Below are 25,901 nucleotides of genomic sequence, written 5' to 3' on the forward strand. Positions count from 1 at the left end.
TTCGTGGCGTCAACGGGTGGCTGGCCGGGACGTCCGGTCAGCCACCCGTGCCGCCGATCCCCCCGAGACGCGCCGCCTCGGCGACCCGGCCAAGCGCCACCAACGCCGCACCCGTCGCGCCGACCTCCGGATTGTGCTGGTAGCGCACGTTACGCGGCGCCAGCATCTCGGCGAACGCCCCACGCCACCAGGCGGACGCCGCCATCGCACCACCGCCGAGCACCACCTCGGTCGGCTGCTCCAACCCGTACTCCAGCACGGCGAGGTCGTCCGCGACCAGCCGGCACACGCTGATCATCAGCCCGGCGAGCAGGTCGACCGCGGTGGTGCCGAAGCTGAGCCCGTGCAGCTCGGCGCAACCGGCGGGCGCGAGGCCGGGCGGCCGGTCCCCACCGAACCGAGGATTGACCCGGATCCGCCGGCCCTGGGTCGCCCGGGCCAGGGCCGTCTCCAGCTCGGCCGCCGCGGGCAGGCGCAGCTCCCGGTTGGCCCAGGCGAACAGGTTCCCGCCGCTGGAGTACGCCGCCCCCGTCACCACGTGCTCGTGGTCGACCCGGTACCGCCACAGCCGCTCCGGCAGCGGCGGCAGCGGCGCCCCGGCGGGCACCGCCTGCAGCAGGCGTACCGCGGCGGAGGTGCCGACGGTGACCGCGGCCCGGGACACGTCGACACAGCCGGAGCCGACGTTGGAGGCGGCACCGTCGCCCACCGGCGCTGCCCAGCGAGCGAGGGCCAACTGCGGCCAACGCCGGGCGTGCTCGGGGCGCAGCCGGCCGTACCAGCGTCGCGGCGCCAGCGCCGGCAGCTCCCCGGGGCGTACGCCGGCCAGCTCGCACGCCTCGGCGTCCCAGTCGACCCGATGCAGGTCGAGCAGCCCGGCGCCCGAGGCCATCGACACCGACATCGGCGCCTCGTCGAGCAACGCGCCCAGCACGTACTCGACCAGCCCGACGAAACGGCCGATCCGCCCACCGGCCCGCTCCCGCAGCCAGGGCAGCCGGACCGTCCAGTAGCAGCGGTGCCACCACGTCCCGGTGCGCTGGTGGAACGCCTCCGGATCCGCCGGCCCGCCGACACCGGCCGGCGGCTCCGGCCGGGTGTCCAGCCAGGTCAGCACCGGGCCGAGCGGCTCACCGTCACCGCCCAACGGCAGCACCGAGTGCCACTGCGCCGAGGTGGCGACCAGCTCGACGTCGCGCAGGTGACCGCCGGCGGCCAGTTCGTCCAGGCACTCCAGCAGGCAGGCGAGATAGCCGGGGCCGTCCAGGGTGCCGGTGCCGTCCTCGCCGGTGACCGGGCGGACCTTGCGGCGAGCGAGCGCGCCCGGAAGCGGGGCGGCGTCCGCGTCCAGCACGAGCCCCCGCACGGACGAGGTGCCCAGGTCGAGCGCGAGAATGGCCATCGTCGTCAATCTACCCGCCGAGAATGGCGCCGAAGTCAAGATGGTTCAGCCGCGATCCGTTCCCCACGCCCGCTCGGTCGCGTACAGTGATCGCCATGCCCGCGCACCTGTCCTGCTGGTGGCCCGCCGACCCGGCGGCCCACCCCCGCGCGTAGCTTCCCCACGCGGCCGCCCGACGAGGCGGCCGCCGGTCTCTCCCCGGCATCCCGGGTCGCCCCACCGGCGGCCACCGGACCACCGAGGAGACCCTGATGACCAGCCCGCACGACCCGCTCGCGGCCGTCGCCGCCGGCGTCGACCCCGGCCCGTTCGCGCTCATCCGCCGCGCGGACGCCGACCACCTCGACCTGCTCACCGGCACGGTACGCACCGCCGAGCAGCTCGCCGACATTCCCCTGCCCGAGGGTGGTCCCGGACCACGCACCCTGGCCCTGGTCCCCTACCGGCAGATAGCCGAACGCGGGTTCGCCTGCGTCGACGACGGCACCCCGCTGGAATGCCTGCTGATCGAGGAATACCGGCGGGTCCCCCTCGCCGAGGTGGTGGCCGCCCTGCCCGACGCGCCCGTGGTCACCCACGACGCCGCGTTCGACATCACCGACGCCGAGTACGCGGCGACCGTAGACCGGGTCCTCGCCGAGGAGATCGGCCGCGGCGAGGGAGCGAACTTCGTCATCCACCGCACCCTGCGGGCCACCGTGCAGGGCGACCCTCTGGCTGCGGCCCTGGCCGCGCTGCGCCGGCTGCTGCTGCGCGAACGCGGCGCCTACTGGACGTTCGTCGTGCACACCGGCACCCGGATCCTGGTCGGCGCCAGCCCGGAACGGCACGTCAGCGTCGACGACGGGCTGGTCATGATGAACCCGATCAGCGGCACCTTCCGACACACCGGCGCGGCGGCCGACCGCGACGCCCTGCTGCGCTTCCTCGACGACCCGAAGGAGGTCGAGGAGCTGTACATGGTGCTCGACGAGGAACTGAAGATGATGGCCACCGTCGCCGAACACGGCGGCCAAGTCGTCGGCCCCTACCTCAAGGAGATGGCGCACCTCGCGCACACCGAGTACCTGCTCGCCGGCCGGGGCACCCGCGACATCCGCGAGGTGCTGCGGGAAACCATGTTCGCCCCCACCGTCACCGGCAGCCCGATGGAGAACGCCTGCCGGGTCATCGCCCGCCACGAACGCACCGGCCGCCGCTACTACTCCGGTGTCCTCGCCCTGCTCGGCCGCGACCCGCAGGGCCGACAGACCCTCGACGCGCCGATCCTCATCCGCACCGCCGAGCTCTCCCCCACCGGCGAGCTGCGGGTCCCGGTCGGGGCCACCCTGGTCCGGCACTCCACCACCGCCGGCGAGGTGGCCGAAACGCACGCCAAGGCCGCCGGGGTGCTCGCCGCGCTCGGCCTCGGCCCCGACGCACCCGACCCCGGCCCCGGCCAGGCCGTCCGACTCGCCGACGACCCGCAGGTACGCGCCGCGCTCGCCGCCCGCAACACGCCGCTGGCCCGGTTCTGGCTGGACCAGCGCACCCCGGACGCCACCGCGCTGCCCGGACTGACCGGCCGGCGGGCGCTCATCGTCGACGGCGAGGACACCTTCACCGGGATGCTCGCCCATCAGCTCCGCGCCCTCGGCCTGGCCGTCACCCGCCGCGACTGGCACCAGCCCGGCCCGGTCGACGCGTACGACCTGGTCGTGGTCGGCCCCGGACCGGGCGACCCGAACGACCCGGCCGAACCGAAGATGGCGGCGATGCGGGCGCTGCTGTCCGAACTGCTGGCCAGCGGGCGACCCACCCTCGCCGTCTGCCTCGGCCACCAGCTGCTCGCCGGGCTGCTCGGGCTGCCGCTGCACCGCCGGGACGCGCCCTACCAGGGCCTGCAACGGGACGTGCCGGTGTTCGGCGTGACCCGCCGGGTCGGCTTCTACTCCAGCTTCACCGCCCGCGCCGACGCGGACCGGGTCGCCACCGCGTACGGGCCGGTGGAGGTGTCCCGGGACCCGGCCGACGGGGCGGTGCACGCGCTGCGCGGACCGGGCTTCGCCGGCGTGCAGTTCCACCCCGAGTCGGTGCTCAGCCCGGACGGCCTGGCCGTGCTCGCGGACCTGCTCGGGCACCTGCTCGACCATCCGGCGTTGACCGGGCAGGGACCGGCCGATCGCGGGTAGCGCAGCCAGCGAATGGTGGTCCGAGCGCGAGTGCCCGGGCCACCGGTCGGGTGGCCCGAGCGGTGTCGCCCGGCCCACCGGTCGCCATCCGCCGAGCTCGGCTCAGCCGGCCAGGCCCGCCTTCAACGCGGCACCGATCTGCACCGCCCGCTTCGCGGTCAGGGCGGTCGCCGCCAGGGCGATGTGATCCGGGGCGATCTCCCCGTTGTTGCTGGTGTGCGAGGCACCGTACGGGTTGCCGGCGACGAACTGGCTCGGGTCGGTGTAGCCGGGAGTCACCACGAGGCCGCCCCAGTGGTAGACGACCGTGAACAACGACAGCAACGTCGCCTCCTGGCCGCCGTGCGAGGTGGCCGTCGAGGTGAACGCGCTGTAGACCTTGTTGGCCAGCGCGCCCTGGGCCCACAGCGGGCCAGTCGTGTCGATGAACTGTTTGAGCTGCGCGGCGATCAGCCCGTACCGGGTGGGAGAACCGAAGATCACCACATCGGCCCAGGTCAGGTCGTCCGGCTGCGCCTCCGGCACGTTCTGCGTCTCCAGCCGGTGCGCCTCCCAACCCGAGTTGGAGCGGATCGCCTCGTCGGGCGCCAGCTCCCGCACCTTACGCAGGCGTACCTCCGCCCCGGCCTCGCCGGCGGCCTCGCACGCCGCCTGCGCCATCTGGTAGGTGATGCCGGTCGCGCTGTAGTAGATCACCGCGACGTTGACCTGGCCAGCCATCAGACGTTTCCTCCTCGGTGTCGGGTCAGCTCCGGCGGCTACCCGTTGCTCACCCGCGTAAACACCCCGCGCTTCTCAAGAACGGGTGCCCGGGCTCAAAATTTGCGCAAGTTCCCCGCCGAAGCGCCGATCCGATTCGGGCACCGGGGGATCCTGGACGCACCGGGTCCAGGCAGACCTCGTCCGGCACCGGACCTGAACGGGGGATCGCGCTACGCCGGCAGCCGCTGGCGTAGCGCGATCAGGGGCCATCCGCTCCTGCTCCTCCTATTCGTCCGAATTTCCCGGCATGCCGGCCGCTCCGGCGGGGATCCTCTCCAAGACCCGTGAGAGGAAGGACGAACCATGCGACTGACCGAGCAGCAGATCCGCTCGCTGTACGGGCAGGACGTCCAGGACCGCTCGGGCGCGAAGATCGGCAGCGTGGGCCAGGTCTGGGCCGACGCCGCCGGCGAGCCCACCTGGGTCAGCGTGCGCATCCCGGGCCGCCACCAGTCGATGGCCCCACTGCACACCGCGCGGTGGCAGGATGGCCGGGTGCGGATGCCGTACGACACGTCCACCGTCCGCAGCGCCCCCGGGGTGGAGAGCGACACCGACCAGCCGCTGGGTGTGGACCAACTCACCCAGCTCTACCGGCACTACCAGCTGCCCGCACGCGGCGCGGCCCTGCAACCGTCACCACCGCAGGCGACGGCCGCACCGGAGATGATCCGCTCCGAGGAACGACTGCGGGTCGGCACCCAACGCGAGCCGGTCGCCACGGCACGGCTACGCAAACGGGTGGTGACCGAGAACGTCCACACCAGCATCCCGGTCCAGCACGACGAGGTGACCGTCGAACGCGAGCCGATCACCGCCGCGAACCGCGACGACGTACGGCCCCAGCTCGGCGAGGACGAGCGCGAACTGGTGCTGCACGCCGAGCACCCGGTGGCGGTCAAGGAACGGGTTCCGGTCGAGCGGGTCCGGCTGGCCAGCCACGAGGTTGTCGAGCAGCGACCGGTCCACGGGCAGGTCCAGCGGGAGCTGGTCGACGCGGACGTGTCCGAGCAGCCGCGCCACGCCGATTGACCGGCGACACCCCGGGCGGGCGGGTAGCGATCCCGCCCGCCCGATTCGCGATGAGGTGATCAGGTTGCTTTCCGAGTTTCTGCTCGTTCTTGGCGTATCTCTTCGAGCGTGGCAGTGTCGGCTGCGAGGTCCGGGTGGCCCACTTGGCGGTCGAGGTCGACGACGAGTTCGAGCTCGCTGATCGCCCTGTCGAGATTCCCCTCAGCCTGGTGGATCATCGCGATGTTGTACCGGGTGATTGCTTCGCCGGCGCGGTCGCCGACCTCCCGCCGGATGGGCAGGGCCTGCTGGTAGCAGGTCAGGGCCCGCTGCCAGTCCCCGAGCCCGTCGTACACGGCGCCGATGTTGTTGAGGGTGCCGGCTTCGCCGGCGCGGTCGCCGACCTCCCGCTGGATGGGCAGGGCCTGCTGGAAGTAGGGCAGAGCCTGCTCCCGGTCCCCGAGCCCGTCGTACACGCCGCCGATGTTGTTGAGGGTGATCGCTTCGCCGGCACGGTAGCCGACCTCCCGCAGGATGGGCAGGGCCTGCTGGTAATAGGCCAGGGCCTGCTGCCGGTCCCCGAGGCCGTCGTACACGCGGCCGATGTTGTTGAGGGTGGCGGCTTCACCGGCGCGGTCGCCGACCTCCCGCTGGATGGGCAGGGCCTGCTGGTAATAGGCCAGGGCCCGCTGCCAGTCCCCGAGCCTGTTGTATACGAGGCCGATGTTGTTGAGGGTGGTGGCTTCGCCGGCACGGTAGCCGACCTCCCGCGTGATGGGCAGGGCCTGCTGGAAGTAGGTCAGGGCCCGCTGCCAGCCCCCGAGGCCCTCGTACACGCCGCCGATGTTGGTGAGGGTGGCGGCTTCGTTGCCGTGGTCGCCGACCTCGCGGTACAGGCGCAGGGCCTGCTCGTAGCTGGCCAGGGCATGCCGGGGTTGCCCGGTGAAGGACAGGGCCCAGCCCAGGTCATAGAAGGCGCCGGCGTCCGGACCGAGGGTCAGGGTCGCGTTCGCGAGGGCCGCGACATCCGCGAACCGGGACCTGAGCAGCCACACCCTCGCCACCCGGCCTCCGACGCGCCGGGCGATCACCGGATCCCGGCCCGCCACCGCCAGCCGGTGCACCTCCACCCACCGGGCAACCGTGGCAGCCGACCTACCGTGAACCAAAGAAGCCGGCACCGTGTCCCGCCCGCTGTTGGCTTTGAGCCTGAAACCATTAGCCAACTCGGAAACCCTCCTGCCTCGGCCCTCCGATTTTCCGGACCGTCCAAACCAGACGAACGACTTTACGGCTGGCACCGATCCGGCCGACCGGAACGACCATGATCTGACATCGAAGACCACATCCAAGCCGGATCGTCTAATCACAGCCGCCGACGGCACGCGCACTGCGGTCCGACAACAACCCGGCGCCACCGCTGACCCTGGGGCCGAACGCCGGGTCGACCAAAAGGCGAACGGCAGACGTCGCCACCAAGCGGGACGCCTGGCGGTGGCTACCCCCCGAACACCGCGCCGCACACCTGATTGACGCCGCCCGCGCCTACCTCCAGGCCGACGACCCGGTCAATGCCGGCCGAGCGCTGATCAAGGCCGACCGTACGGCACCGGCCGAGGTGCGCCACCGGCCCGCCGGACGTGGTGTCCTCGCCCAGGTAGCCCGCGACCAGGCCGCCCTGGCCACGGTCACACAGCTCGCCGCAGCTCTCGGGGTGGCTTGAGGATGACCGCACCGTTCCTGTCCCTGGCCCAGATCCGCAACCGGCTGGCCCTCACCGCCCGAGCGATACTCCGCGACCACGAGCCCGGACCGGACGGCCACTGCCCGATCTGCCGGACCCCGAGCTGCCCTCTGTCGACCGCCGCACACAGCGTTCTCCGCGCCGCCGAGAAACTACGGCAGTGAAGCACCACCGGGCGTAGCGGGCGGTACGTCTCGTGCTGGCCTCGGCCGGAGGAAGGGCAGTGGAAACACAGGCACGGGTGACGCCGAAAGACGAAGCCACGGCGCCGCGACCATGATCGACATCGTTCGGCCAGGGCGATATGGTGCGCCGATGGAGGAACTGAATCGCCTGTTCCGGCTGGCCGCTGATCACGCCGCCGACTACCGACGGTCGTTGCCGGAGCGGCCGGTCGGAGTGCCCGTTGACCAGGATGCGTTGACCAAGGCGTTCTCCGGCCCGTTGCCCGCCGCGCCCTCCCCGGCAGAGGAGGTGCTGGCCGATCTGGTCGCGGCGGCCGAGCCGGGCCTGGTCGCCAGCGCCGGGCCTCGGTACTTCGGGTTCGTCGTGGGCGGCGCGCTGCCGGCGGCGACCGCGGCCGACATCCTCGCCGCCGGCTGGGACCAGGTCGCGTTCAACGCCGTCACGTCGCCGGCCGCCATCGCGGCCGAGGCAGCCGCCGGCACCTGGCTGAAGGAGCTGCTGGGGATCCCGGCGTCGGCGTCGGTCGGTTTCGTCACCGGCGGTCAGGCGGCTAACACGGCGGGGCTCGCCGCCGCCCGGCACCAGGTGCTGGCGGACGTGGGCTGGGACGTGGAACGGCGCGGGCTGCTCGGAGCGCCACCGATCCGGGTGATCGCCGGCGAGGAACGGCACGCGACCATCGACCGGTCGCTGCGTCTGCTCGGCCTCGGCGTGGACGTGGTGGAGCCGGTGCCCGCCGGGCCGAACGGTGCCATCGACCTCGTCTCGCTGCGGGAGGTGCTGCGGGCCGGCCCCGCGGGCCCCACCATTGTCTGCCTACAGGCCGGCAACGTGAACACCGGAGGGTGCGACGAGCTTCGAGAGGCGTGCGAACTGGTCCACCGGCACGGTGGATGGGTGCACGTGGACGGTGCGTTCGGGCTGTGGGCCGGGGCGAGCCCCGCGACCCGGCATCTCGTCGACGGGCTGGAGCTGGCGGACTCGTGGGCCTGCGACGGCCACAAGTGGCTGAACCTCCCGTACGACTCGGCTTTCGCGTTCTGTTCCCGCCCGGAGGTGCAGGCGGCGGCGATGTCCTACACCGCCGCGTACCTGGTCGGTTCCGGTGGTGTGCCGGTGGGGGCGGACCTGACCGCCGAGTCCTCGCGGCGGGCGCGCGGGTTCGCCGTCTGGGCCGGGCTGCGGGAGCTGGGCCGCGACGGTGTCGCCGCTCTGGTCGACCGCTGCTGCGCGCTGGCCCGCCGGTTCGCCGAGGGCCTGACGGCGGCCGGGTTCGAGGTGGCGAACGAGGTGGTCCTCAACCAGGTGCTGGTCGGCTTCGGCGACGACGCGCGCACCGACCGGGTGGTAGCGGCGGTGCAGGCGGACGGCACGTGTTGGGCGGGCGGTACGACCTGGCGGGGACGACGGCTCATGCGGATCGCGGTGTCGAACGCCACCACCACCGAGGCGGACGTGGACCGCTCGATCGCCACGATCACCCGCCTCGCCGATCTGCCCTGATGCGGTTGCTGGTGCCGGTCGCCGTACTCGGCGCTCTGGGTCTGGGTGGCGGGAAGGTCGTCTGGGCGTGGCGGTCCGCCGGCGGTTGGGTCCGGCTCGGCCTGATCTCCGCCGCCTGCGCCCTTCTGGTGTACGTCTACGGCCTGTTCAGCGCCGCCGCCTACGACATCGGCGAGACGTGTGTCCGGGTGGGCCAGGACTACGACACCGGGTACCGGGCCGAACATTGGCAAGAGGCGGACCGGTGGTTTCCACTCCACAACCGGTGCAACGCCGGCTACGACCTGGTCCCGGCGTACGTCAATCCGTTGGTGATGATCCTCGCCGTCCTGGCCCTCGGCTGCGCGGTCATGGCGGCGACGCTGACGATCGCCGGCCGGCGGCGTTGAACGGGCCGAGCGCATGGGTGCCGGCCGGCTTCGGCTTTCGTGGCCCACGACCCGGATGTCCCGCCGACGATGACCCAACTCGCCATCACCCTCGGCGTGCTGTGAGCGTGGGCCGATGTTGGTCCGGCTGGTGAAAGTGTCGGCGACTGCGACGCCACCGCCGGACGGCCCACACTCCGCTCCGCCATGGCAGCGGTAGCCGTCTCATGCCGTCGACGGCGTCGCCAGCCGTCGATCGCCCGCGTGTAGAGCATGCGACGCACGTACGGCTCCGGGTCGCCGCCACGCACGACCGCCTGCCATCGCTCGGCCACCCGGGCGAGCGTGTCCTGCAACAGGTCCGGCGGCCCGGCGGCCCGTCTCCACGTTGCTCGGTGCGAGGCCGAGTAGCAGATGCGGGCCGCGATGGAGGCCAGCGTTACGCCGGCCTCAACACGAGCCTGCCTCAATTGCGCACCGAGGACATCCACTGGATCTCCTGTGAAAGGTCCTGAAAGCATCGAGGATGCACCCGAGCTTAGTCACCCCGCCCGCCAGAGTAGATCCGCGAACCTTCCGCGATCTGTAGGACGGCTAATCTGGGGCATCAAACCAGGCCCACGACGCCGTAGAGCGTGGTTGTGAGCGCCGTTCCGTGTACCGTCCGATGTGGCAGCCCGCCGGAAATTCTCGGCGGGGACCTTGTGTCATCCGGGAGCGCCGCTGATGCCTCGCCGCCCTATACCTGCTGATCCGTCGATTGGTGATCGCATTCGTGCCCGCCGCGAGTTGCGTGGCTGGAGTGTGCGGTACGCGGCCAGTCGTGCTGGTATCTCCCACACATCTTGGTCGCGGATCGAGCGTGGCCAGCAGCGCACTGACCGGTACATGATCGTCGATCTGGCTGCCGCTCTTGAATGCTCTGTGGTTGACCTGACCGGGCAGGCGTACACGCCGGCAGATCGCCAGCTTGATGCCGCTCGCATCGACGCCGAGCGGATCTGGCGGATCATGATGGACACGCCGACGGCCGTACGTTCTGATGCGGCGGCGACTGCCGAGCAGGTGCGTCGCGAGGCAGCGCTCGTGCGTGGCTTGTACGGGCGCTGTGACTACGCCGGTGCCCTGCGCCGGCTCGTTGATCTGGTGCCGGCGATGCACGGCCTGACTGATCGTCGTGCGGCATTGTTGGAAATGGTGCCGGTGTATGGCGTGGCGATGGGGTCGTTGCTGAACGTGAGCTACCCGGCTCATGCCTGGCTGGCGGCGGAGCGTTGTGCCGAGGCGGCCGGGTTGCTCGATGACCCGGTGGCGGTCGGGGTTGCGGCGGCCAACCGGGCTCGGGTGTCCGCCTTCTCGGGGGCGTACGGGCCGGCGCGAGCGTTGTGTGATGTGGCAGGCGCTGATCTCGTGGGCAGTGGGGCGGCTGGCGCGTTGGACGTGCTGGGGTTCCTGCACCTGGCGCGGGCGCATCACCTTGCTGGCCTGCGTGATCGGGTTGGTGCTGAGGACCATCTTGCCGAGGCGGCGCGGATCGCCGCGCACACCGGGGAGACCGAGAGTTGGGATCTTACGTGGGGCCCACGGAACGTGGCGCTGTGGCGGATGGCTTTCCAGCTCGACACGGGCCGCCCGGAGGCGGCGATGGAGACGGCGGCGGGGGTGCAGGTGGCAGGGCTGCCGGCGGTGCGTCAGGTGTATTTCTGGCTTGACATGGGCCGCGCAGCGGAGGCGGTCGGCCGGGATCGGGAGGCGGTGCGGATGCTGCTCGCTGCGGAGCGGGTCGGCCCGCAGCATGCCCGTTCATCGGTCTCGGCCCGGGAGACGGCGCGGTCGCTGCTGCGCAAGGGGGCGACGTCGCCGGAGTTGCGGGGCCTCTGCGAACGGATGAGCCTGACCGTGCGGTAGTGGTGCGTAGGCGTTCCAGCGATCGAATGTGCTGTCCGTAGCGTCCCGATTGCGGGCACGGTCACCGTCGTGCCCTTGCCAGAAGGGGACACACGTGGGCGGTACGCAGCGCGATCGAGGAACGGGCCAGGGCGAGCAGACGGAAGCGGCGGAGCGGGAGGCCGCGAAGCAGCGGATTCTCGCCCAGGCCGAGGCCGAACGGATACCGGTCGAGGAGACCACTCGGGCGGTGCCGGATCGGCGGTGGCGTCGTGAACGGTGATCACCTGCCAATCGGGCGGCGGGTCGCCTACCTGCGGGCGCGGCGGAAGCTGTCGCAGCAGTCCTTCGCCGATCGCCTGGGGAAGTCGAAGAGTTGGGTGGACAAGGTCGAGCGTGGGGTCCGGCCGTTGGAGCGGGTGTCGACCATCCGGGATGTCGCGGCTGTGCTGCGGGTCGACACCGCAACGCTGCTCGGGCGGGATGCCGAGCCGGCCGACGCGGCCGAGCGCAGCGAGGGCATCGCGCGGATCGGGGCGGCGCTGTCCACGTACGAGATGGCGGTGGGCCGTACGGCAGGGCACCGCCAGGTGGGGTCGGCTGATCGTCTCGCCGGGGAGGTCCGGCACGCGTGGACCACCTACCAGCACGCACGGTACCCGCAGTTGGTCGCACTGTTGCCGACGCTGTTGACCGACGTTCAGCACGTCCACGCCCGGGTCCCGAACGCCGGCCGGACGGCGTTGGTGGAGGCGTACCGGGTGACGGCGTCCGTGCTGGTGAAGCTGGACGAGGCGAGTCTTGCCTGGCTGGCCGCCGACCGGGCCATGTCCGCCGCGACCGGTGACCGGGTGTTGGTGGCTGCCGCTGCGGTGCAGCTCGGCCAGGCGCTTCGGGCAATGGCGCGGGCGAGGTCGGTGATGCTCGCCGCCGCGTACCGGATCGCACCACACGATCTTGATGAGGGAAAGCCGCAGGAGTTGTCGCTGTGCGGGTCGCTGCTCGTGCAGGCGGCGTTGATGGCGGCGAGGTCCGGCGACCACCGCGCCGCAATCGAGTTGTTGGACGAGGCCGCGGACCTGGCCGGCCGGGTGGGCGACGGGCATGACCACTACCGGACCGCGTTCGGGCCGACGGCCGTCGAGTTGGCCCGGGTCGCCGCCGCCGTCGAGTTGGGCGACGCCGGAGACGCGGTCACCTGGCACGAGAAGGCAACCGGCCGTGAAGGCTGGCGCTGGCTACCCATCGAACACCAGGCCGCACACCTGATCAACGCAGCACGCGCCTACCTTCACACCGCTGACCCCGCCAACGCGGCCCGGATGCTGGTGCAGGCCGACAGCATCGCGCCCGCCGAGATACGGCACCGACCAGCCGCCCGGGAGGTGGTCGCACAGGTGGCCCGTGACCCAGCCGCCCCGGCGACGATCACCCAGCTCGCCATCACCCTCGGCGTGGCCTGAGCCGGACCGCCCCGATCTTCGGCCGATCAGGATGACCCGGCGATCGATGGAGACCTTCAGCCGAGGCCGCGGTGGGCGGCCCACAGCGCGCCGGCGCGGCTGGCGGCCTCATCGACCAGAGCCGCCAGCTCGGGCCGCTCGGGCACGGGAAACGAGACGTACGTGCCCCGGCCGCCGGCGGTCGGCCGGCCGTACGCCTTCGCCGCGAGCCGCCCGTCCGGCAAAAGCCGAACGTTGAGGGTGCTCAGCGTGAACTCCTCACCGCGTCGGGTGTCGGCCCAGCGGAGCCCCTCCGGGATGGTGACGTTGATGGCCAAGGCACTCACTTCGAGGGCGACGTCACTGCTCATGGACGGATGTTCTCACGAGAGCCGACGCCGGAAGGATGTCGTGGGGCCCGCCTATGCTGGCCGTCCACCAACCACGGGAGGGCGGGCGTGCCCGTACGGCTCACCGGCGCGGAGGCGCTGGCACTGCGGATGACCAGTCTGCTGCTGCGCCCACACCCGCACGCCCGCCCCGACACCGTGGCCGACGTGATCGACTGGTTTGGCGCCATGCAGGCCCAGGACGCCGCGAGTGGCCTCTGGTCGCTCGGCGTACGTCTGCCCGGGCGCACCCAGGCCGACGTGCAGGCGGCGCTGGAGCGGCGGGAAGCGCTGCGGACCTGGCCGATGCGGGGCACCGTCCACCTGGTGCCGTCCCGCGACGCCCACTGGATGCTGGCGGTGACTGGCGTACGCACCCTGGCCGGCGCCGCCGCCCGCCGCACCCAACTCGGCCTCACCGAGGCCGACGCGGACCGGGCCGCCGACGTGCTCGGCGACGCGCTGGCCGGCGGCGGCCGGCTCACCCGCGCCCAGTGCCTGGCCACGCTCAACGCGGCCGGCATCGACACCGCCGGGCAGCGCGGCTACCACCTGCTCTGGTACGCCGCCCAGCGCGGCGTCACCTGCATCGCCCCGCACGTCGGCACCGAGCAGACGTTCGCCCTGCTCGACGAGTGGGTGCCCGACCCGCACCGCCCCGACCGTGACGAGGCGCTCGGCCTGCTCGCCCTGCGCTATGTGCGCAGCCACGGCCCGGTCACCCGGCATGATTTCGCCCGCTGGACGGGGCTGACCGTCGCCGACGCGAAGCGGGGCGTCGCGGCGGCCGGCGACGCCCTCGCCACCGTCGAGGTCGACGGCACCGGGGCCGTGGTCGACGCCGCACTGCTCGACGCGCCCCGCGAGCCGGTCGACGACGTACACACGCTGCCCGGTTTCGACGAGTATCTGCTCGGCTTCAAGGACCGCACCCTGATGCTCGATCCGGCGCACGCGGCGGCCGTCGTGCCCGGTGGCAACGGCGTCTTCCAGTCGACCGTGGTGCTCGGCGGCCGGGTGGTCGGCACATGGAAGCGGACGATCGGCAGGAACGCCGTGACGGTGACCGTGCACCCGCTGGTCTCGTTCGACGCCGCGCTTCAGTACCGTGTCGAATCGTCCCTGGCCGACTACGCCCGCTACCTCGGCCTGCCCCTGCGGCACTGAGTGTGATGCCACGGTAGGGGGCGGGCGGTTGCTGCCGACGGGCACAACGTTTGCCCGACGCGCTTCATACAACTCACGCAAAAAGGGCCAAAGACGGCAGCATATCGATAACCTCAAGTTGATGAATGTCTACCACGGTCTTTCGCCGTGGCGCGGGCCCTCATCCGTACGGCCATACCGCCCATCCCCCACCCCGCTAGGGAAGGTCCCCTGAATGACAGAGACTCGGGCGCTCGTCACCCGGCTGCTCCGCGGCCTCTCGGTGACCGCAGTCGCATCCTTGGCGGTAGCCGCCCTCGGCGCCCTGCCCGCCGCAGCCGAGGGCGTCGTGCGAAACGCCGGCAGCCCGGACGCCATTACCGATAGCTACATCGTTGTCTACCGTGATGCCGCAGTGGCGAAGCCCGGAGCAACCGACGAGCTGACGAAACGCCTGGCCGCGAAACACAGCGCGCGAATCACCTATCGGTACGGCTCCGCGCTGCGCGGCTTCGCGGCCACCATGAGCAAGACCCAGGCGGCCCGACTGGCGGCCGACCCCGCGGTCGACTACGTGTCCCAGAACCAGCAGATCTCCATCACCGGGACCCAGTCGAACCCACCGTCCTGGGGTCTGGACCGCATCGATCAGCGCAACCGCCCGCTCGACAACAGCTACACCTTCCAGAACACCGCCAGCAACGTGCACGTCTACGTGATCGACCGGCATCCGGACCAGCCACGTCGACTTCGGCGGCCGGGCCACCTGGAACTTCAACTCGGCTGACAGCAACAACGCCGACTGCAACGGCCACGGCACGCACGTCGCCGGCACGATCGGCGGTGCCGCCTACGGTGTGGCCAAGGGGGTACGGCTGCACGCGGTCAAGGTGCTCGACTGCGCCGGCAGGGGGTCGACGGCGGGCGTCATCGCCGGGGTCAACTGGGTCACCGCCAACAAGATCTCGCCCGCGGTGGCGAACATGAGCCTCGGCGGCGGTGCCGACTCCGCCCTGGACGCTGCCGTGCTCAATTCCATCAACGCTGGGGTGACGTACGTGGTGGCCGCCGGCAACGACAACGCCGATGCCTGCAACTACTCGCCGGCCCGGGTGTCCCGGGCGATCACCGTGGGCGCGACCACGAGCACCGACACGCGAGCCTATTTCTCCAACTACGGACGTTGCGTGGACGTCTTCGCTCCGGGCCAGAGCATCACCTCCGCCTGGAACAGCGGCGATACCGCGTCGAACACCATCGACGGCACCTCGATGGCCGCGCCGCACGTGGCCGGCGCCGCCGCGCTCCTGCTGGGGTCCAACCCGACGATGTTCCCCGGATACGTTGACATCGAACTAACTGTCATTAATGCGACGACGGGACGGCTCAGCGGCATCAACAACGGCTCACCGAACAAGCTGCTCCACACCCTCATCACTCCGCCGCGTCCCGGCACCGACGTGGTCCCCGTGAATCAGACGCTCGCCACTGGCCAGTACATTCGGTCCGACGAGGGTAACTACGAACTGGTGATGCAGGCGGACGGCAACCTTGTCCTCTACCAGGATGGCTTTCCGCTCTGGAACACCCCCAACACGTGGGGCAATTGGAATGCCTACGCGGTTGTCCAGGGGGACGGCAATTTCGTGGTCTACGCCCCTGGCGGGCGGCCCCTCTGGAGCAGCAATACGTGGTCCAAGCCCATCGACCGGCTCGAGCTGCAGTCTGACGGCAACCTCGCGCTGTGGGGCAGGGACGGCAGAATGTACTGGGATATATTGGGTCGTGCCTAGCAATTCACTGTCGATCGCATTCGTCTCCGCGTGCGATCTCCGCTGAGCAGCGGAGTCGGTCGGGGCACCCGGTTCGCCGGAGTGCCCCGACCTCTCAATCGAGCAGGGCGAGGAACCGGCGCAAAGCTGGGTTCGTGCTGTCGCGCGGCCAGGCCAGAGCGACGTCCACGGTGGGCGTCGGGGCGGTGAACCGGCGCAGCCGTACGCCGCGCAGCCGTAGCGCGCGGGCCCGGCCGGCCGGGACGGCCGCGACCACATCCCCCTGCGCCACCGCCCGCAGCAGCTGCTCGTCGTCCGGCTCCTGCCGCACGAGCCGGAAGCCACCGCGCGGCCAGACCTGCGCGATCGTGCGGTCGAACATCCCAGGGCCGTTCTCGCGCGGCCACATGACGGCCGGCAGGTCGACCACTTCGGCCCGGCTGATTCGGCGGCGTCCGGCGGCGAGGGGGTGGCCCGCGGGCAGGGCCAGCAGCAGCTCCTCGGTGTCGACCGTCCGGCAGGCCAGCGTCGGCTCGTCGATCGGCGGGCGGACGAACGCCGCGTCGAACCGGCCGGCGAGCAGGCCCGCCACGTTCGGTGCCGTCCAGGCCGTCTCCGGGACCACCTCGACGTCGGGGTGGGCGGCCCGGAACCGGGCGACCAGCGCGTCGACCCGGCCGCCACGCGCCGATCGGGTGTACGCCAGCCGGAGCCGGCCACCCCGCCCGCGTACCAGGTCCCGAATGTGGGCGATGCCCTCGTCCACGTCGGCGAGCAGCCGGGCGGCTTCGTCGGCGACCTGTGCTCCCACCTGCGTGAGCGTGCAGCCTCGGCTGGTGCGGTGCACGAGCGGCACGCCGAGCTGGCGTTCCAGGGCCCGGATCTGCTGGCTGAGCGCGGGCTGGGCAATGTGCAGCCGCTCGGCGGCCCGAGTGAAGTGCACATCCTTGGCCAGCACGGCGAAGTAGCGCAGCCGCCGCAGGTCCGACCAGGCCTCCGGGGTCGACGCGTCGGACATGCCGCCAATCATAAGCGCCGCTTATCGCCGACTGCTCGATCCGTCTTGGACGGCGCCCCGTCGCAAGAGTGACGATCCGAGGCCAACGGCATGAGCGACGGGAGCAGGCGATGACGGCAACGACGGACGTGGTGGTGGTCGGCGGCGGGGTCATCGGGATGACGGCGGCGGTCACCCTTGCGCAGCGGGGGGCGCGGGTGACGGTGCTGGCCGCTGATGACCCGGCGGACACGGTGTCCACGGTGGCCGCCGCGGTCTGGTACCCGACCCACACCGACGAGGACCCACGGGTGCTGCGCTGGGCGCGCGAGACACACGCGGAGCTGAGCCGCCAGGCGGCGGACGGCGTGCCGGGGGTGGTCGCCCGGCCGACCCGGATGCTGCTGCGCCACCCGTACGCCGGCCCGCCCTGGTGGGGGCAGGCGTGCGGGGACCTGGTGGCCAAGCCGGCGGAGCCGCCGTACCCGGCGGTGCTGCGGTTCACCGCGCCGACGGTGGAGATGACGCCCTACCTGGCCTGGCTGCGGCAACAGTTGGAGGCCAACGGCGGGCGGCTGCTGCGCCGCCGGGTGCGGCGGCTGGCCGACGCGTTCGACATCGCACGGGTGGTCGTCAACGCGACGGGGCTGGCTGCCGGGCAGCTCGCCGCCGACCCGGCCGTTTACCCGGTGCGCGGTCATCTGGTGTTGGTGGCGAATCCGGGGCTGACCGTGTCGGTCCGCGACGAGGACGACCCGGCCGGGATCACGTACGTGCATCCGCGCCGGCACGACGTGGTGCTCGGCGGCACGTACCAGCCGGGGGTGGGGCACACGGCTCCCGACCCGGACACGGCGGCGGCGATCCGGCGGCGCTGCGTCGCGCTGGTGCCGGAGCTGGCGGACGCGCCGGTGCTCGGGGAGCGGATCGGGTTGCGGCCGGCCCGGCACGGCGGCCCCCGGGTGGAGGTGGACCCGGCGGGCCCGCCCGGCAGCCGGCTCGTGCACGCGTACGGCCATGGTGGGGCGGGGGTCACCCTGTCCTGGGGGTGCGCCGCCGAGGTGGCGGACCTCGCCCTGGGCTGAGTGGAACCCTGGTGCGACGGGGCGCGAGCGGCACTCGTGCTGATGCTGGCCTGGCAGGCCATTCTGCGGATCTGGCAGGTGACGCTCGCCGGCGCGGACCTACCCGCCGACGAGTCGATCTCCTGGCAGCTGCTGTGGGGATCCACCGCGACAGCCGCCCTCGCCGGCTCTGCGGCGCTGGCCCTGCTGTCTGCCCGCTATCGGCTGGGCTTCGCGCTGGCGCTGCTCACCCCGGTGCCGCCCATGATTCCCCCGTTCAACGACACCTGGGACAACCTCCACGTGTTTCAACTTGCCAGCTGGTGGTTGCCGGTGATCGGGCTGTCGGTGCCGCTGCTGCGGCCGGCGGCGGCCGGGCCGTGGCGATGGGTGCTCGCGATCCCGCTGCTCGTCCTTGCCTCGACACTCACCGTTGTTCAGCCAGAGCGTCGCCACAGCGTTCGGGGTGCCGGTCATGCTCGCACTCTGCCTGGCCTGGGGTTCCGTGATCGACCCGCGACCGGCCATCGGGCTGGCGCGATCCGGGCCCGCCACAATCCGGCATAGCGGTCCGCGCATGTCTGAGGTGACCGGCATAGTGGGCGGCATGATCGCGCGCTTCAAGGACCTGTGTATGGACGCCGCCGATGCCCACCGGCTCGGCGCATTCTGGGCCGGCGTCCTCGACGGGGAACTGGTCGACACCGGCGACGGCGACACCCGGATCGATCCCCCCGGCGGCACCGTGACGGCCGAGTCGATCTGGGTCAACACCGTGCCCGAGCCGCGCACCGGCAAGACCCGCGTCCACCTGGACCTACGCCTCGCCGACCCGGAACCGACCGCGCTGCTGGCCGCCGGTGCCACCCTGCTGCGCGAACCCACTGACACGACCCGCTGGTGGGTGCTGGCCGACCCGGAGGGAAACCAGTTCCGCGCGTACGGGCCGCGCGACGGCGCCCGGCCCGGCGTGTTCGCGGTGGTCGTCGACAGCGCCGACCCGATGGCCCAGGCGACCTGGTGGGCCGGGGTGGTCGGCGGCCGGGTGGAGACCACCGACGAGGGGGCCGCCTCGGTGGTGGGCGCGGCCGACTTCCCCTGGGGCCACTGGGTCTTCGACCCCGTGCCGGAACGCAAGCGGGTGAAGAACCGGTGGCACTGGGACGTCACCCTGGCCGGCCCGGACGTCACCGCGCTGATCACCGCCGGCGCCACCCTGCTGCGCGAGCCCACCGACACGACCCGCTGGTGGGTGCTGGCCGACCCGGAGGGCAACGAGTTCTGCGCCTTCCCGCCACGCCCCAACCAGTGAGCGGCCACCCCGGCCCGCCCGTTCGGTTGGTTCTCGCGTGAACCCGCCTCGGCCGTCACTCCGGTTCGGCAGGATCGTCCCCACGAGGAGGTTCCCGTCGTGCAGGACACCCGCGCTCTCGCGCTGACGTTCGAGGTGAGCGGCCTGCCCCCGGTCAAGACCGAGGCCCTGTCCATTTTCGCCGCCGGGCATCGCCAGGCAGTGCGGGTCCGCGCCCTGCTCCAGGCCGCCTCCACGGCGGCCCAGCGCATCGGGTGGACGCCGTTGGACGGTCCGGTCGAGGTGGACCTGACCCTGCGCTGTCCGCCCGGGCACCGCACCTCCGACGCCAGCACTCTGCTGGGCGGGATCTGCGCGGTGCTGCAGGACAAGAAGCGGGTGGCGCACATCGGCCTGGCCCACCTCGGGGTGCTGGTCGATGTCGCCCTCTACCGCGACGACCGGCAGATCCGCCGGTTGTCGTACGTCGAGGAGCCGGCGGAGGACTTCTCGTACCGGGTCCGGGTGGCCGCCGTACCGGCGGTGGTGTGACCGACGATCGCGGTGGGTACCGCGGACGCCAACGAAGGGAGGGCCAGTGTCGGAGCCACATGTCACGCTCGACCCGAAGGGGCTCGATCCGGTGCAGCGCAAGCTGCACGGCCCGCTGGAGGAGCAGCTGACCTCGGCCCTGCAGGCGGCCACCGAACGGGTCCGCGCCAGCTACGCGGGCGAGCCGGTCGAGGAGGTCTGCCGTCGGCTGCTCGACGAGACCCGCGCCGGCCTGCACCCGGACATCGCCGCCGGCTTCCAGCCGGACATGGATGAGTTCTGCCGGGTGGCGGTGGCGATCGTCCGGGGCGAGGTCTCCTGAGCGGCTTCCGAAGACGGCAGATCCTCGCCCGCGAACCATGCTCAGCCGGCCGTGCGCTGCCGCTCTGCGGGCCGATCACCGGGCTCGGGACCCGGACGGGTCGGGGTGAGGCCACCGGCCGCGGCGGCCCCGGCGATCAGCGCCAGCGCCGCCAGGTGCAGCAGCCGCACCCCGGCCGGCGCCGGGACGGCGGCGGCGGGCAGACCGGGCAGCACCAGTACGCCGGCCGCGGTGACCGGCAGCGCCACGCCCCAGAAGACGGCGGGCCGGGCCGGCGGCGCGGGCGGCCGTACCCCGTCGAAGATCTGCCGCCGGCGGGCGGCCCGCACCGCCAGGGCGACCACGACGGCGGCCCCCGCCAGCGAATTCACCACGTCCGAGAACAGCCACCAGGGCATGCCGGTCGCGGCATGAAAGTCCGGGATCCCCAGCAGCCGCGGCCAGCGCTCGGTGTGGGCGACCCGGTCCCACGCGACGTGGCTGAACGCCCCGATCAGCGCCGAGCAGACCGTGACCTGCCAGGAATGGCGGACGCCGGCCAGCGCGGCGTGGTCGCGCCAGGCGAAGAGTCGCTCGCCGGGCAGGTGCACCGCGATCCCGGCGATCACCCGGCGGACGATCCAGGCGTACGCGAGCGCGATCGGCAGGCACCACCAGAGCAGCCCGCCGAGGGTGTGGGTACGCAGGCCGATGTCGAACCGGGTGCCGGTGAACAGGTAGCCCACGTCCGGCGCCACCGCGCCGGTGGCCAGCGCCACCCCGTCGAACCAGGCCGGTCGCCACAGCTTCAGCGGCAGCACCGGGGCCAGGTGCGAGGGAAAGGTCAGCGGCACGAACCGGACGTTACCCGCCCGGTCAGAAGTGGTGAAGCAGGTCGGTGAACGCGGCCAGCCGGATCACCCCCGTGTCGTACGGGTCGAGTTCGTCGTGCTCCAGCACCCAGGTGGTCTCGTTGGGGATGAAAACCGCGTTCATGCCGGCGGCCCGGGCGGGCAGGATGTCCGAGCGCGGCGAGTTGCCGATCATCCACGCAGTCGCCGGGTCGAAGGCGTGCTCGCGGGCCAGCCAGCGGTAGGTGTCGGCGTCCTTCTCGGGCACGATGTGCGCGGCGCGGAAGTGGTGCAGCAGCCCGCACGCGTCGAGCTTGCGCTGCTGCTCCTCCCGCTCCCCCTTGGTGAGCAGCAGCAGCTCGTGCCGGGTCGCGAGGTCGTCCAGGGTCTGCGCGACCCCGGGCATCAGCTCGACCTGGTGCCCGATGAGCGCCGCCGCGAGACTGTCGATCTCCGCGCGCTCCCGCTCGGTTGCCGGGCGCTGCCGCAGCTTCTCCAGGCACTCCCCCAGGCTGCGCAGGAAGACTTTCGCGCCGTAGCCGTGCGCGACGGAGTTGGCCTGCTCGATGTCGTCGAGCATCGACCGGATCTGCCCGCGCTCCAGCGTCGGGTGGTCCAGCCAGTCGAGGAAGTCATCGATCACCCGCTCGAAGAGGACGTTGTTCTCCCAGAGCGTGTCATCGGCGTCGAAGACGAGCACCTCGGCGTCGCGGCGCTGCGGCATCGCCTGTCTCCCTCCCGTGTGGCGGCCCCGACACGCTACAGGCCGGTCAGAGCGGTCAACGCCGCCCGGTCCGCGGCGCGTCGAACCTTACGACGAGATCCAGGACAGCGCCGTGTGGCCGGTGGCGAGGGGACGCATGCGCGCCTGGATGGCGGCGCGTGCCCGCTGGTAGGCACCGGCCTCGTCGTGGAGCAGCGAGACGGAGTTGGCGGCCTCCATGAAGGCGATCAGCTCGAAGGCGAGCTGATCAGCGTCGGTGCCTTCGATGAGCTGGCCGAGTTGACGGGCGTCTTCGATGGTGCGCGCAACCAGGCGACGCCAGTCCAGGCTGGCTGCGGCAACGGCGTCCCGGACTCGGCCGGGGCGACCTTCGAACTCCGCCGCGACGGTGAAGAAGAAGCAGCCGCCCGGGAAGACCCGCCGCTGCGAGTAGATCAACCAGCTGTCGCACAGCAGCCACACCCGTCCGAGCCCGGGCGGGACGCTCAGCGCGGGTTGGACGACCTCCGTGATGAAGATCTGGGCGGCGGCTCGGACGGTGGCGAGCTGAAGCTCCTCCTTGGAGCCGAAGTAGCCGAACAGTCCGCTCTTGCTGAGGCCCAGCTCGCCGGAGAGCCCGCCGATGGACAAGCCCTCCAAGCCGTTCCGGGACGCGATGTCCGCCGCCCTGCGCAGGATCAGACTCCGCGCCTGCTCGTCTCGCGGTCGCCCGACCATGTCCACTCCTCCGCGTACGAACGTTCGTTAACAATACTTCACGAACGAGTAGCCATGCTGATAGCCTGCCGGCAAGCACGAACGTTCGTGCGGAAAATAGCCGGGATGCTGATGCCTCGGCCGCAGACAAGGAAGAGAATGAAGGCCCTGTCGCTCGTCGGATCGGCCCTGAACGCCACTTCCGGGCTGGCAGTCGCGTGGGTCCCGGTACGCGGGATTCGTACCCGTGCTGCGAGGCCTGGGGTTCAGCCCCGTCACCTTCGATGCCCCCGGGCACGGAGATTCCGGCGGTACGTCCATGACGATCCTCGAGTACGAGGAGGTGATCCGCCACCTGCAGGGCCGTTACGGCCGCTTCGAGGCCGTCATCGCCCATTCCTTCGGCGTCCCCTGTGCCCTCCATGACCTCCGCAACGGCATCGGGGCCGGGCGATTGGTGGCCGTCAGCGGCGTAGCCGAATTCGGATTCCTGGTTGATGAGTTCAGCCGGCAACTCGGCCTCTCCGGACGGGTTCAGCAGGAGGGTGCCGCTGGAACACGCCCACCGGATCACCGCCGCGCACGGGGCCCGGCTTGTCGTCACCCGCAACCTCGGGCATCGCGGGATCCTGGGCCAGCCGGAGGTAATCGACGCAGCCATGGAATTCATCACCGCCGACATCGCGCGCCTCGCTCAACCTGCTCCCGACGAGCACGCTGGGCTCCCAGCGCGTGTCGTGAGCGTCGATGACCAGCACCTCGGCGCCGCCCCGCCTCGGGGGGCGCCCGCCGGCGGTGATCGAGGCCCAGCGCCGCCAAGCGTCCGCCAGGACCGTCTGCAACAGGTCCTCGGCACGCCCGGCGTCCCGGTCAGCGGCGCAGGGTGAGGATCAGGTCGGCGACCAGCGCGGTCCACCCGGTCTGGTGCCACGCCCCGAGCCCGGCGCCGTTGTCGCCGTGGAAGTACTCGGGGAAGCAGAGCAGATCGCGCCAGTCCGGGTGGGTCTGAAACAGCTGGGCCGCGCCATAGATGGGCCGCCGGCCCCAGTCGTCCCGGGTGAACAGCGAGATCAGCCGGGCGGACAGGTCGTCGGCGACCTCGTCGAGGGTCCGCTTCTCGCCGGAGCGGGTCGGGTACTCCACCTGCAGGTCGTCGCCGAAGAAGGCGGCGTAGTCGCGCAGCGCGCTGATCAGCAGGAAGTTGGTCGGCATCCAGATCGGGCCGCGCCAGTTGGAGTTGCCGCCGAACAGCCCGCTGGTCGACTCGGCCGGCTCGTAGCCGACGCTGAACTTCTGCCGGCCGAGGGTCACCGTGAACGGCTTGTCCAGGTGGGCACGGGAGAGCGTACGCAGGCCGTAGTCGGAGAGGAACTCGTCGGGGTCGAGCATCCGGGCCAGCAGCCGGGTCACCTGGTCGGGGCCAACCATGGACAGCAGTCGCTGCTGCCGGCCGTCGGGGCCGATCCGGCGGGCGCCGATCACGTTGGCGTACTCGGGGCGGTTGGTGAGGAACCAACGCAGCCGGGCGCTCAGCTCGGGCAGCCGGTGCAGGGCCTGCGCGGTGAGCCGGGTGGTCGCCGCGAGCGGCACCAGCCCCACCACCGAGCGGACCTTCAGCGGCACCGTCGTGCCGTCGGCCCGCCGCAACACGTCGTAGAAGAAGGCGTCCTCGTCGTCCCAGAGCCCCTGGTCGTACGCGGCGGCGGCGATGTACGCGAAGTGCTCGAAGAACTTCGTGGCGATGTCCACGTACGCCCGGTCGTGCTCGGCGAGCGCGATCGCCATGTCGAGCAGGTTCAACGCGTACATGGCCATCCAGCCGGTGCCGTCGGACTGTTCGAGCACCCCGGCGACCGGCAGCGCGGCCGAGCGGTCGAACGGGCCGACGTTGTCCAGCCCGAGGAAGCCACCCTCGAAGACGTTCTTGCCGCCGGTGTCCTTCCGGTTGACCCACCAGGTGAAGTTGAGCAGCAGCTTGTGCATGATCCGGGCGAGGAATTCGTGGTCCCGGCAGCCGTCGATCTCGAACACCTTCAGCGCGGCCCAGGCGTGCACCGGCGGGTTGACGTCCCCGAACGCCCACTCGTACGCCGGGATCTGCCCGTTGGGGTGCAGGTACCACTCGCGCAACAGGAGCAGCAGCTGGTCCTTGGCGAAGCCGGGGTCGACCCGGGCGATGGTGACGCAGTGAAAGGCCAGGTCCCAGGCCGCGTACCAGGGATATTCCCAGGGGTCGGGCATGGAGATCACGTCAAAGCTGGTCATGTGCCACCAGTGGCTGTTGCGCCCCTGGCGGCGTCCGGCGGGCGGCGGCGCGGAGCCGGGATCGCCATCCAGCCACCGCTTGACGTCGAAGTGGTAGAACTGCTTGCCCCACATCAGCCCGGCGATCGCCTGCCGCGCCACCAGGGCCTCGTCGGCGCTGGCCCCGGCCGGGATGACGCTGTTGAAGAACTGGTCGGCTTCGGCGCGTCGCGCCCGCAGCACGCCGTCGAAGTCGTCGCCGAGGTCGGCCGGGGGCGGCGGCGCGCTGGCCGGCGGCGGGGCGGTCCGGGTCAGCCGCAGCCGGATCTGCCGCTGCCCGCCGGCCGGCACGTCCAGGATGTAGTGCAGGGCGCCCTTGGTGCCCTCCCGCTGCGGGTTGACCGTGGCCGCGCCGGCCACCACGTGGTCGTTGATCCCGTCCTTCGGGTAGGGCGACCGCCCGGGCAGCCCCCACAGCCGCTCGGCGTTGGAGTCGTTGTCGCACAGCAGCGGGGTGGCGTCCCCGTCGCCCTCCAGCAGGAGCTGCCCGAGCACCCAGTGCTCGCCGACCAGCCGGACGCCTGCCGCCGGGCCTGGCCCCGCGCCGGCTTCGAAGCCGACCAGCTTCGGCACCCGGTCGCCGCCCGGTAGCCCCCACGCCCAGGTGTTGCGGAACCACAGGGTCGGCAGCACGTGCAGGGTGTCGTCCCGATCACCCCGGTTGGCGACCGTCACCAGGACGCACAGGTCGGTCGGGGACGCCTTGGCGTAGTCGACGGTCACCGCCCAGTACCGGTCGTCGTCGAAAATGCCGGTGTCGACCAGTTCGTACTCGGTGTCCTCCCGGCCGCGCCGCGCGTTCTCCTCGACCAGCTCGGCGTAGGGGAAGGCGGCCTGCGGGTAGTGGTAGCGCCAGCGCAGGTACGAGTGGGTGGGGGTGGAGTCCTCGTACCACCAGTAATCCTTGGCGTCCTCCCCGTGGTTGCCGCTGTCGCCGCCGAGGCCGAACATCCGCTCCTTGAGGATCGGGTCCCGCCCGTTCCACAGCGCGAGGGCGAAGCAGAACGTCTGCCGGTCGTCGCAGACGCCGGCCATGCCGTCCTCGTTCCACCGGTAGGCTCGGGACCGCGCGTGATCGTGGGGGAAGTAGTCCCACGCCGTGCCGTGTTCGCTGTAGTCCTCCCGTACCGTCCCCCACGCCCGCTCGGACAGATAGGGACCCCATGCGCGCCAGTCCTGCGCCCCGGCGTCGGCCTGGGCGAGCCGGTGCCGCTCGGGGTCGGGGTTCGCGGAAAGCGGACGGTCAGTGATCACCTGCACATTTTCGACGCCGCCGGGGTACACCACCACACGGGCCATTGTCGCCGTGGCGCGTCACACCTCGCCGCCGGTGGAGGA

At 71.7% G+C, this 25,901-nt stretch carries 27 protein-coding genes; 17 read left to right on the forward strand and 10 right to left on the reverse strand.

Going from position 1 to position 25,901, the window contains the following annotated elements; all coding sequences use genetic code 11:
• Positions 1-37: 37 nt before the first annotated feature.
• On the reverse strand, positions 38-1,402 hold the full coding sequence (locus ABZ671_RS21445) for an FGGY family carbohydrate kinase (RefSeq protein WP_357860752.1): 1,365 nt from the start codon (positions 1,400-1,402) through the stop codon (positions 38-40).
• A 251-nt stretch (positions 1,403-1,653) separates the two neighbouring features.
• Here ABZ671_RS21445 and ABZ671_RS21450 point away from each other — a divergent pair, with 251 nt between their 5' ends.
• The gene (locus tag ABZ671_RS21450; RefSeq protein ID WP_357860755.1) at positions 1,654-3,573 is read left to right on the forward strand and encodes a chorismate-binding protein; all 1,920 of its coding nucleotides are present in this window, start codon (positions 1,654-1,656) and stop codon (positions 3,571-3,573) included.
• 102 nt (positions 3,574-3,675) lie between these two features.
• On the opposite strand, the gene wrbA is transcribed toward ABZ671_RS21450, so the two are convergent.
• Positions 3,676-4,293 carry an NAD(P)H:quinone oxidoreductase gene (wrbA, locus tag ABZ671_RS21455; RefSeq protein WP_357860758.1) on the reverse strand — a complete coding sequence of 206 codons (618 nt, stop codon included), beginning with the start codon at positions 4,291-4,293 and terminating at the stop codon, positions 3,676-3,678.
• Between the two features lie 345 nt (positions 4,294-4,638).
• Between wrbA and ABZ671_RS21460 the strand changes: the two genes are divergently transcribed.
• Complete coding sequence (locus tag ABZ671_RS21460) at positions 4,639-5,367, forward strand: YsnF/AvaK domain-containing protein (protein ID WP_357860761.1); 729 nt, start codon at positions 4,639-4,641, stop codon at positions 5,365-5,367.
• A gap of 59 nt (positions 5,368-5,426) precedes the next feature.
• Here the strand turns inward: ABZ671_RS21460 and ABZ671_RS21465 are convergent, their stop codons facing one another.
• A complete protein-coding gene (locus ABZ671_RS21465; protein WP_357860765.1) occupies positions 5,427-6,476 on the reverse strand; it encodes a tetratricopeptide repeat protein in 1,050 nt (349 codons plus the stop codon).
• 368 nt (positions 6,477-6,844) lie between these two features.
• Complete coding sequence (locus tag ABZ671_RS21470) at positions 6,845-7,081, reverse strand: hypothetical protein (RefSeq protein ID WP_357860768.1); 237 nt, start codon at positions 7,079-7,081, stop codon at positions 6,845-6,847.
• On the opposite strand from ABZ671_RS21470, the gene ABZ671_RS21475 reads away from it, so the two are divergent.
• The 6 genes from ABZ671_RS21475 to ABZ671_RS21500 all read left to right on the forward strand — a co-directional run bounded on the left by ABZ671_RS21475 (position 7,072) and on the right by ABZ671_RS21500 (position 12,497).
• On the forward strand, positions 7,072-7,254 hold the full coding sequence (locus ABZ671_RS21475) for a hypothetical protein (RefSeq protein WP_357860771.1): 183 nt from the start codon (positions 7,072-7,074) through the stop codon (positions 7,252-7,254). The genes ABZ671_RS21470 and ABZ671_RS21475 overlap by 10 nt on opposite strands.
• Before the next feature lie 151 nt (positions 7,255-7,405).
• A complete protein-coding gene (locus ABZ671_RS21480) occupies positions 7,406-8,779 on the forward strand; it encodes a pyridoxal-dependent decarboxylase (RefSeq protein ID WP_357860774.1) in 1,374 nt (457 codons plus the stop codon).
• Positions 8,779-9,168: a hypothetical protein gene (locus tag ABZ671_RS21485; protein ID WP_357860777.1), complete on the forward strand. Its 390-nt coding sequence runs from the start codon at positions 8,779-8,781 to the stop codon at positions 9,166-9,168. The genes ABZ671_RS21480 and ABZ671_RS21485 overlap by 1 nt, the downstream gene beginning before the upstream one ends.
• A 738-nt stretch (positions 9,169-9,906) precedes the next feature.
• Positions 9,907-11,055 carry a helix-turn-helix transcriptional regulator gene (locus ABZ671_RS21490; protein ID WP_357860867.1) on the forward strand — a complete coding sequence of 383 codons (1,149 nt, stop codon included), beginning with the start codon at positions 9,907-9,909 and terminating at the stop codon, positions 11,053-11,055.
• Between the two features lie 94 nt (positions 11,056-11,149).
• Positions 11,150-11,317: a hypothetical protein gene (locus ABZ671_RS21495; protein WP_357860780.1), complete on the forward strand. Its 168-nt coding sequence runs from the start codon at positions 11,150-11,152 to the stop codon at positions 11,315-11,317.
• Entirely contained in the window at positions 11,307-12,497 is a 1,191-nt protein-coding gene (locus ABZ671_RS21500) for a helix-turn-helix domain-containing protein (protein WP_357860783.1), read from the forward strand. The genes ABZ671_RS21495 and ABZ671_RS21500 overlap by 11 nt, the downstream gene beginning before the upstream one ends.
• Positions 12,498-12,553: 56 nt before the next feature.
• Here ABZ671_RS21500 and ABZ671_RS21505 read toward each other — a convergent pair whose 3' ends face one another.
• Positions 12,554-12,847 (reverse strand): hypothetical protein, encoded by a 294-nt coding sequence (locus tag ABZ671_RS21505; protein WP_357860786.1) that lies wholly within the window; start codon positions 12,845-12,847, stop codon positions 12,554-12,556.
• A gap of 87 nt (positions 12,848-12,934) precedes the next feature.
• On the opposite strand from ABZ671_RS21505, the gene ABZ671_RS21510 reads away from it, so the two are divergent.
• From ABZ671_RS21510 to ABZ671_RS21520, 3 genes are all read left to right on the forward strand, one after another.
• A complete protein-coding gene (locus tag ABZ671_RS21510) occupies positions 12,935-14,032 on the forward strand; it encodes a winged helix DNA-binding domain-containing protein (RefSeq protein WP_357860789.1) in 1,098 nt (365 codons plus the stop codon).
• 214 nt (positions 14,033-14,246) lie between these two features.
• Positions 14,247-14,798, forward strand: a complete 552-nt coding sequence (locus tag ABZ671_RS21515; protein WP_357860792.1) for a S8 family serine peptidase — start codon at positions 14,247-14,249, stop codon at positions 14,796-14,798.
• A complete protein-coding gene (locus ABZ671_RS21520; RefSeq protein ID WP_357860870.1) occupies positions 14,740-15,804 on the forward strand; it encodes a S8 family serine peptidase in 1,065 nt (354 codons plus the stop codon). The genes ABZ671_RS21515 and ABZ671_RS21520 overlap by 59 nt, the downstream gene beginning before the upstream one ends.
• 94 nt (positions 15,805-15,898) lie before the next feature.
• On the opposite strand, the gene ABZ671_RS21525 is transcribed toward ABZ671_RS21520, so the two are convergent.
• A complete protein-coding gene (locus ABZ671_RS21525) occupies positions 15,899-16,801 on the reverse strand; it encodes a LysR substrate-binding domain-containing protein (protein ID WP_357860795.1) in 903 nt (300 codons plus the stop codon).
• A 110-nt stretch (positions 16,802-16,911) separates the two neighbouring features.
• Between ABZ671_RS21525 and ABZ671_RS21530 the strand changes: the two genes are divergently transcribed.
• The 5 genes from ABZ671_RS21530 (at position 16,912) to ABZ671_RS21550 (ending at position 20,009) form a co-directional block, all read left to right on the forward strand.
• Entirely contained in the window at positions 16,912-17,865 is a 954-nt protein-coding gene (locus ABZ671_RS21530) for an FAD-dependent oxidoreductase (protein WP_357860798.1), read from the forward strand.
• Positions 17,866-18,411 (forward strand): hypothetical protein, encoded by a 546-nt coding sequence (locus ABZ671_RS21535; RefSeq protein ID WP_357860801.1) that lies wholly within the window; start codon positions 17,866-17,868, stop codon positions 18,409-18,411.
• A 40-nt stretch (positions 18,412-18,451) separates the two neighbouring features.
• Positions 18,452-19,156, forward strand: coding sequence for a VOC family protein (locus tag ABZ671_RS21540; RefSeq protein WP_357860804.1), 705 nt, complete (start codon positions 18,452-18,454; stop codon positions 19,154-19,156).
• A 99-nt stretch (positions 19,157-19,255) separates the two neighbouring features.
• Positions 19,256-19,687 (forward strand): hypothetical protein, encoded by a 432-nt coding sequence (locus tag ABZ671_RS21545; protein ID WP_357860806.1) that lies wholly within the window; start codon positions 19,256-19,258, stop codon positions 19,685-19,687.
• Positions 19,688-19,733: 46 nt separating this feature from the next.
• Positions 19,734-20,009, forward strand: coding sequence for a hypothetical protein (locus tag ABZ671_RS21550; protein ID WP_357860809.1), 276 nt, complete (start codon positions 19,734-19,736; stop codon positions 20,007-20,009).
• A 41-nt stretch (positions 20,010-20,050) separates the two neighbouring features.
• Here ABZ671_RS21550 and ABZ671_RS21555 read toward each other — a convergent pair whose 3' ends face one another.
• The 3 genes from ABZ671_RS21555 to ABZ671_RS21565 all read right to left on the reverse strand — a co-directional run bounded on the left by ABZ671_RS21555 (position 20,051) and on the right by ABZ671_RS21565 (position 22,280).
• Positions 20,051-20,842 carry a DUF4184 family protein gene (locus ABZ671_RS21555; RefSeq protein ID WP_357860812.1) on the reverse strand — a complete coding sequence of 264 codons (792 nt, stop codon included), beginning with the start codon at positions 20,840-20,842 and terminating at the stop codon, positions 20,051-20,053.
• Positions 20,843-20,864: 22 nt separating this feature from the next.
• Entirely contained in the window at positions 20,865-21,563 is a 699-nt protein-coding gene (locus ABZ671_RS21560) for an HAD family hydrolase (RefSeq protein ID WP_357860815.1), read from the reverse strand.
• 87 nt (positions 21,564-21,650) lie between these two features.
• Entirely contained in the window at positions 21,651-22,280 is a 630-nt protein-coding gene (locus ABZ671_RS21565; RefSeq protein ID WP_357860818.1) for a TetR/AcrR family transcriptional regulator, read from the reverse strand.
• A gap of 226 nt (positions 22,281-22,506) precedes the next feature.
• On the opposite strand from ABZ671_RS21565, the gene ABZ671_RS21570 reads away from it, so the two are divergent.
• Positions 22,507-23,010, forward strand: coding sequence for an alpha/beta fold hydrolase (locus tag ABZ671_RS21570; RefSeq protein ID WP_357860821.1), 504 nt, complete (start codon positions 22,507-22,509; stop codon positions 23,008-23,010).
• 119 nt (positions 23,011-23,129) lie between these two features.
• Here ABZ671_RS21570 and ABZ671_RS21575 read toward each other — a convergent pair whose 3' ends face one another.
• Positions 23,130-25,862: a glucosidase gene (locus tag ABZ671_RS21575; RefSeq protein WP_357860824.1), complete on the reverse strand. Its 2,733-nt coding sequence runs from the start codon at positions 25,860-25,862 to the stop codon at positions 23,130-23,132.
• Between the last annotated feature and the right edge of the window lie 39 nt (positions 25,863-25,901).

Source organism: Micromonospora sp. NPDC006766 (assembly GCF_040636055.1).
Taxonomy (GTDB): domain Bacteria; phylum Actinomycetota; class Actinomycetes; order Mycobacteriales; family Micromonosporaceae; genus Micromonospora.

Coding starts and splice junctions, on each gene's coding strand:
- ABZ671_RS21445 (WP_357860752.1), bottom strand. CDS start 1,402: ATGGCCATTCTCGCGCTCGACCTGGGCACCTCGTCCGTGCGGGGGCTC.
- ABZ671_RS21450 (WP_357860755.1), top strand. CDS start 1,654: ATGACCAGCCCGCACGACCCGCTCGCGGCCGTCGCCGCCGGCGTCGAC.
- wrbA (WP_357860758.1), bottom strand. CDS start 4,293: ATGGCTGGCCAGGTCAACGTCGCGGTGATCTACTACAGCGCGACCGGC.
- ABZ671_RS21460 (WP_357860761.1), top strand. CDS start 4,639: ATGCGACTGACCGAGCAGCAGATCCGCTCGCTGTACGGGCAGGACGTC.
- ABZ671_RS21475 (WP_357860771.1), top strand. CDS start 7,072: ATGACCGCACCGTTCCTGTCCCTGGCCCAGATCCGCAACCGGCTGGCC.
- ABZ671_RS21480 (WP_357860774.1), top strand. CDS start 7,406: ATGGAGGAACTGAATCGCCTGTTCCGGCTGGCCGCTGATCACGCCGCC.
- ABZ671_RS21485 (WP_357860777.1), top strand. CDS start 8,779: ATGCGGTTGCTGGTGCCGGTCGCCGTACTCGGCGCTCTGGGTCTGGGT.
- ABZ671_RS21505 (WP_357860786.1), bottom strand. CDS start 12,847: ATGAGCAGTGACGTCGCCCTCGAAGTGAGTGCCTTGGCCATCAACGTC.
- ABZ671_RS21515 (WP_357860792.1), top strand. CDS start 14,247: ATGACAGAGACTCGGGCGCTCGTCACCCGGCTGCTCCGCGGCCTCTCG.
- ABZ671_RS21525 (WP_357860795.1), bottom strand. CDS start 16,801: ATGTCCGACGCGTCGACCCCGGAGGCCTGGTCGGACCTGCGGCGGCTG.
- ABZ671_RS21530 (WP_357860798.1), top strand. CDS start 16,912: ATGACGGCAACGACGGACGTGGTGGTGGTCGGCGGCGGGGTCATCGGG.
- ABZ671_RS21540 (WP_357860804.1), top strand. CDS start 18,452: ATGATCGCGCGCTTCAAGGACCTGTGTATGGACGCCGCCGATGCCCAC.
- ABZ671_RS21560 (WP_357860815.1), bottom strand. CDS start 21,563: ATGCCGCAGCGCCGCGACGCCGAGGTGCTCGTCTTCGACGCCGATGAC.
- ABZ671_RS21565 (WP_357860818.1), bottom strand. CDS start 22,280: ATGGTCGGGCGACCGCGAGACGAGCAGGCGCGGAGTCTGATCCTGCGC.
- ABZ671_RS21575 (WP_357860824.1), bottom strand. CDS start 25,862: ATGGCCCGTGTGGTGGTGTACCCCGGCGGCGTCGAAAATGTGCAGGTG.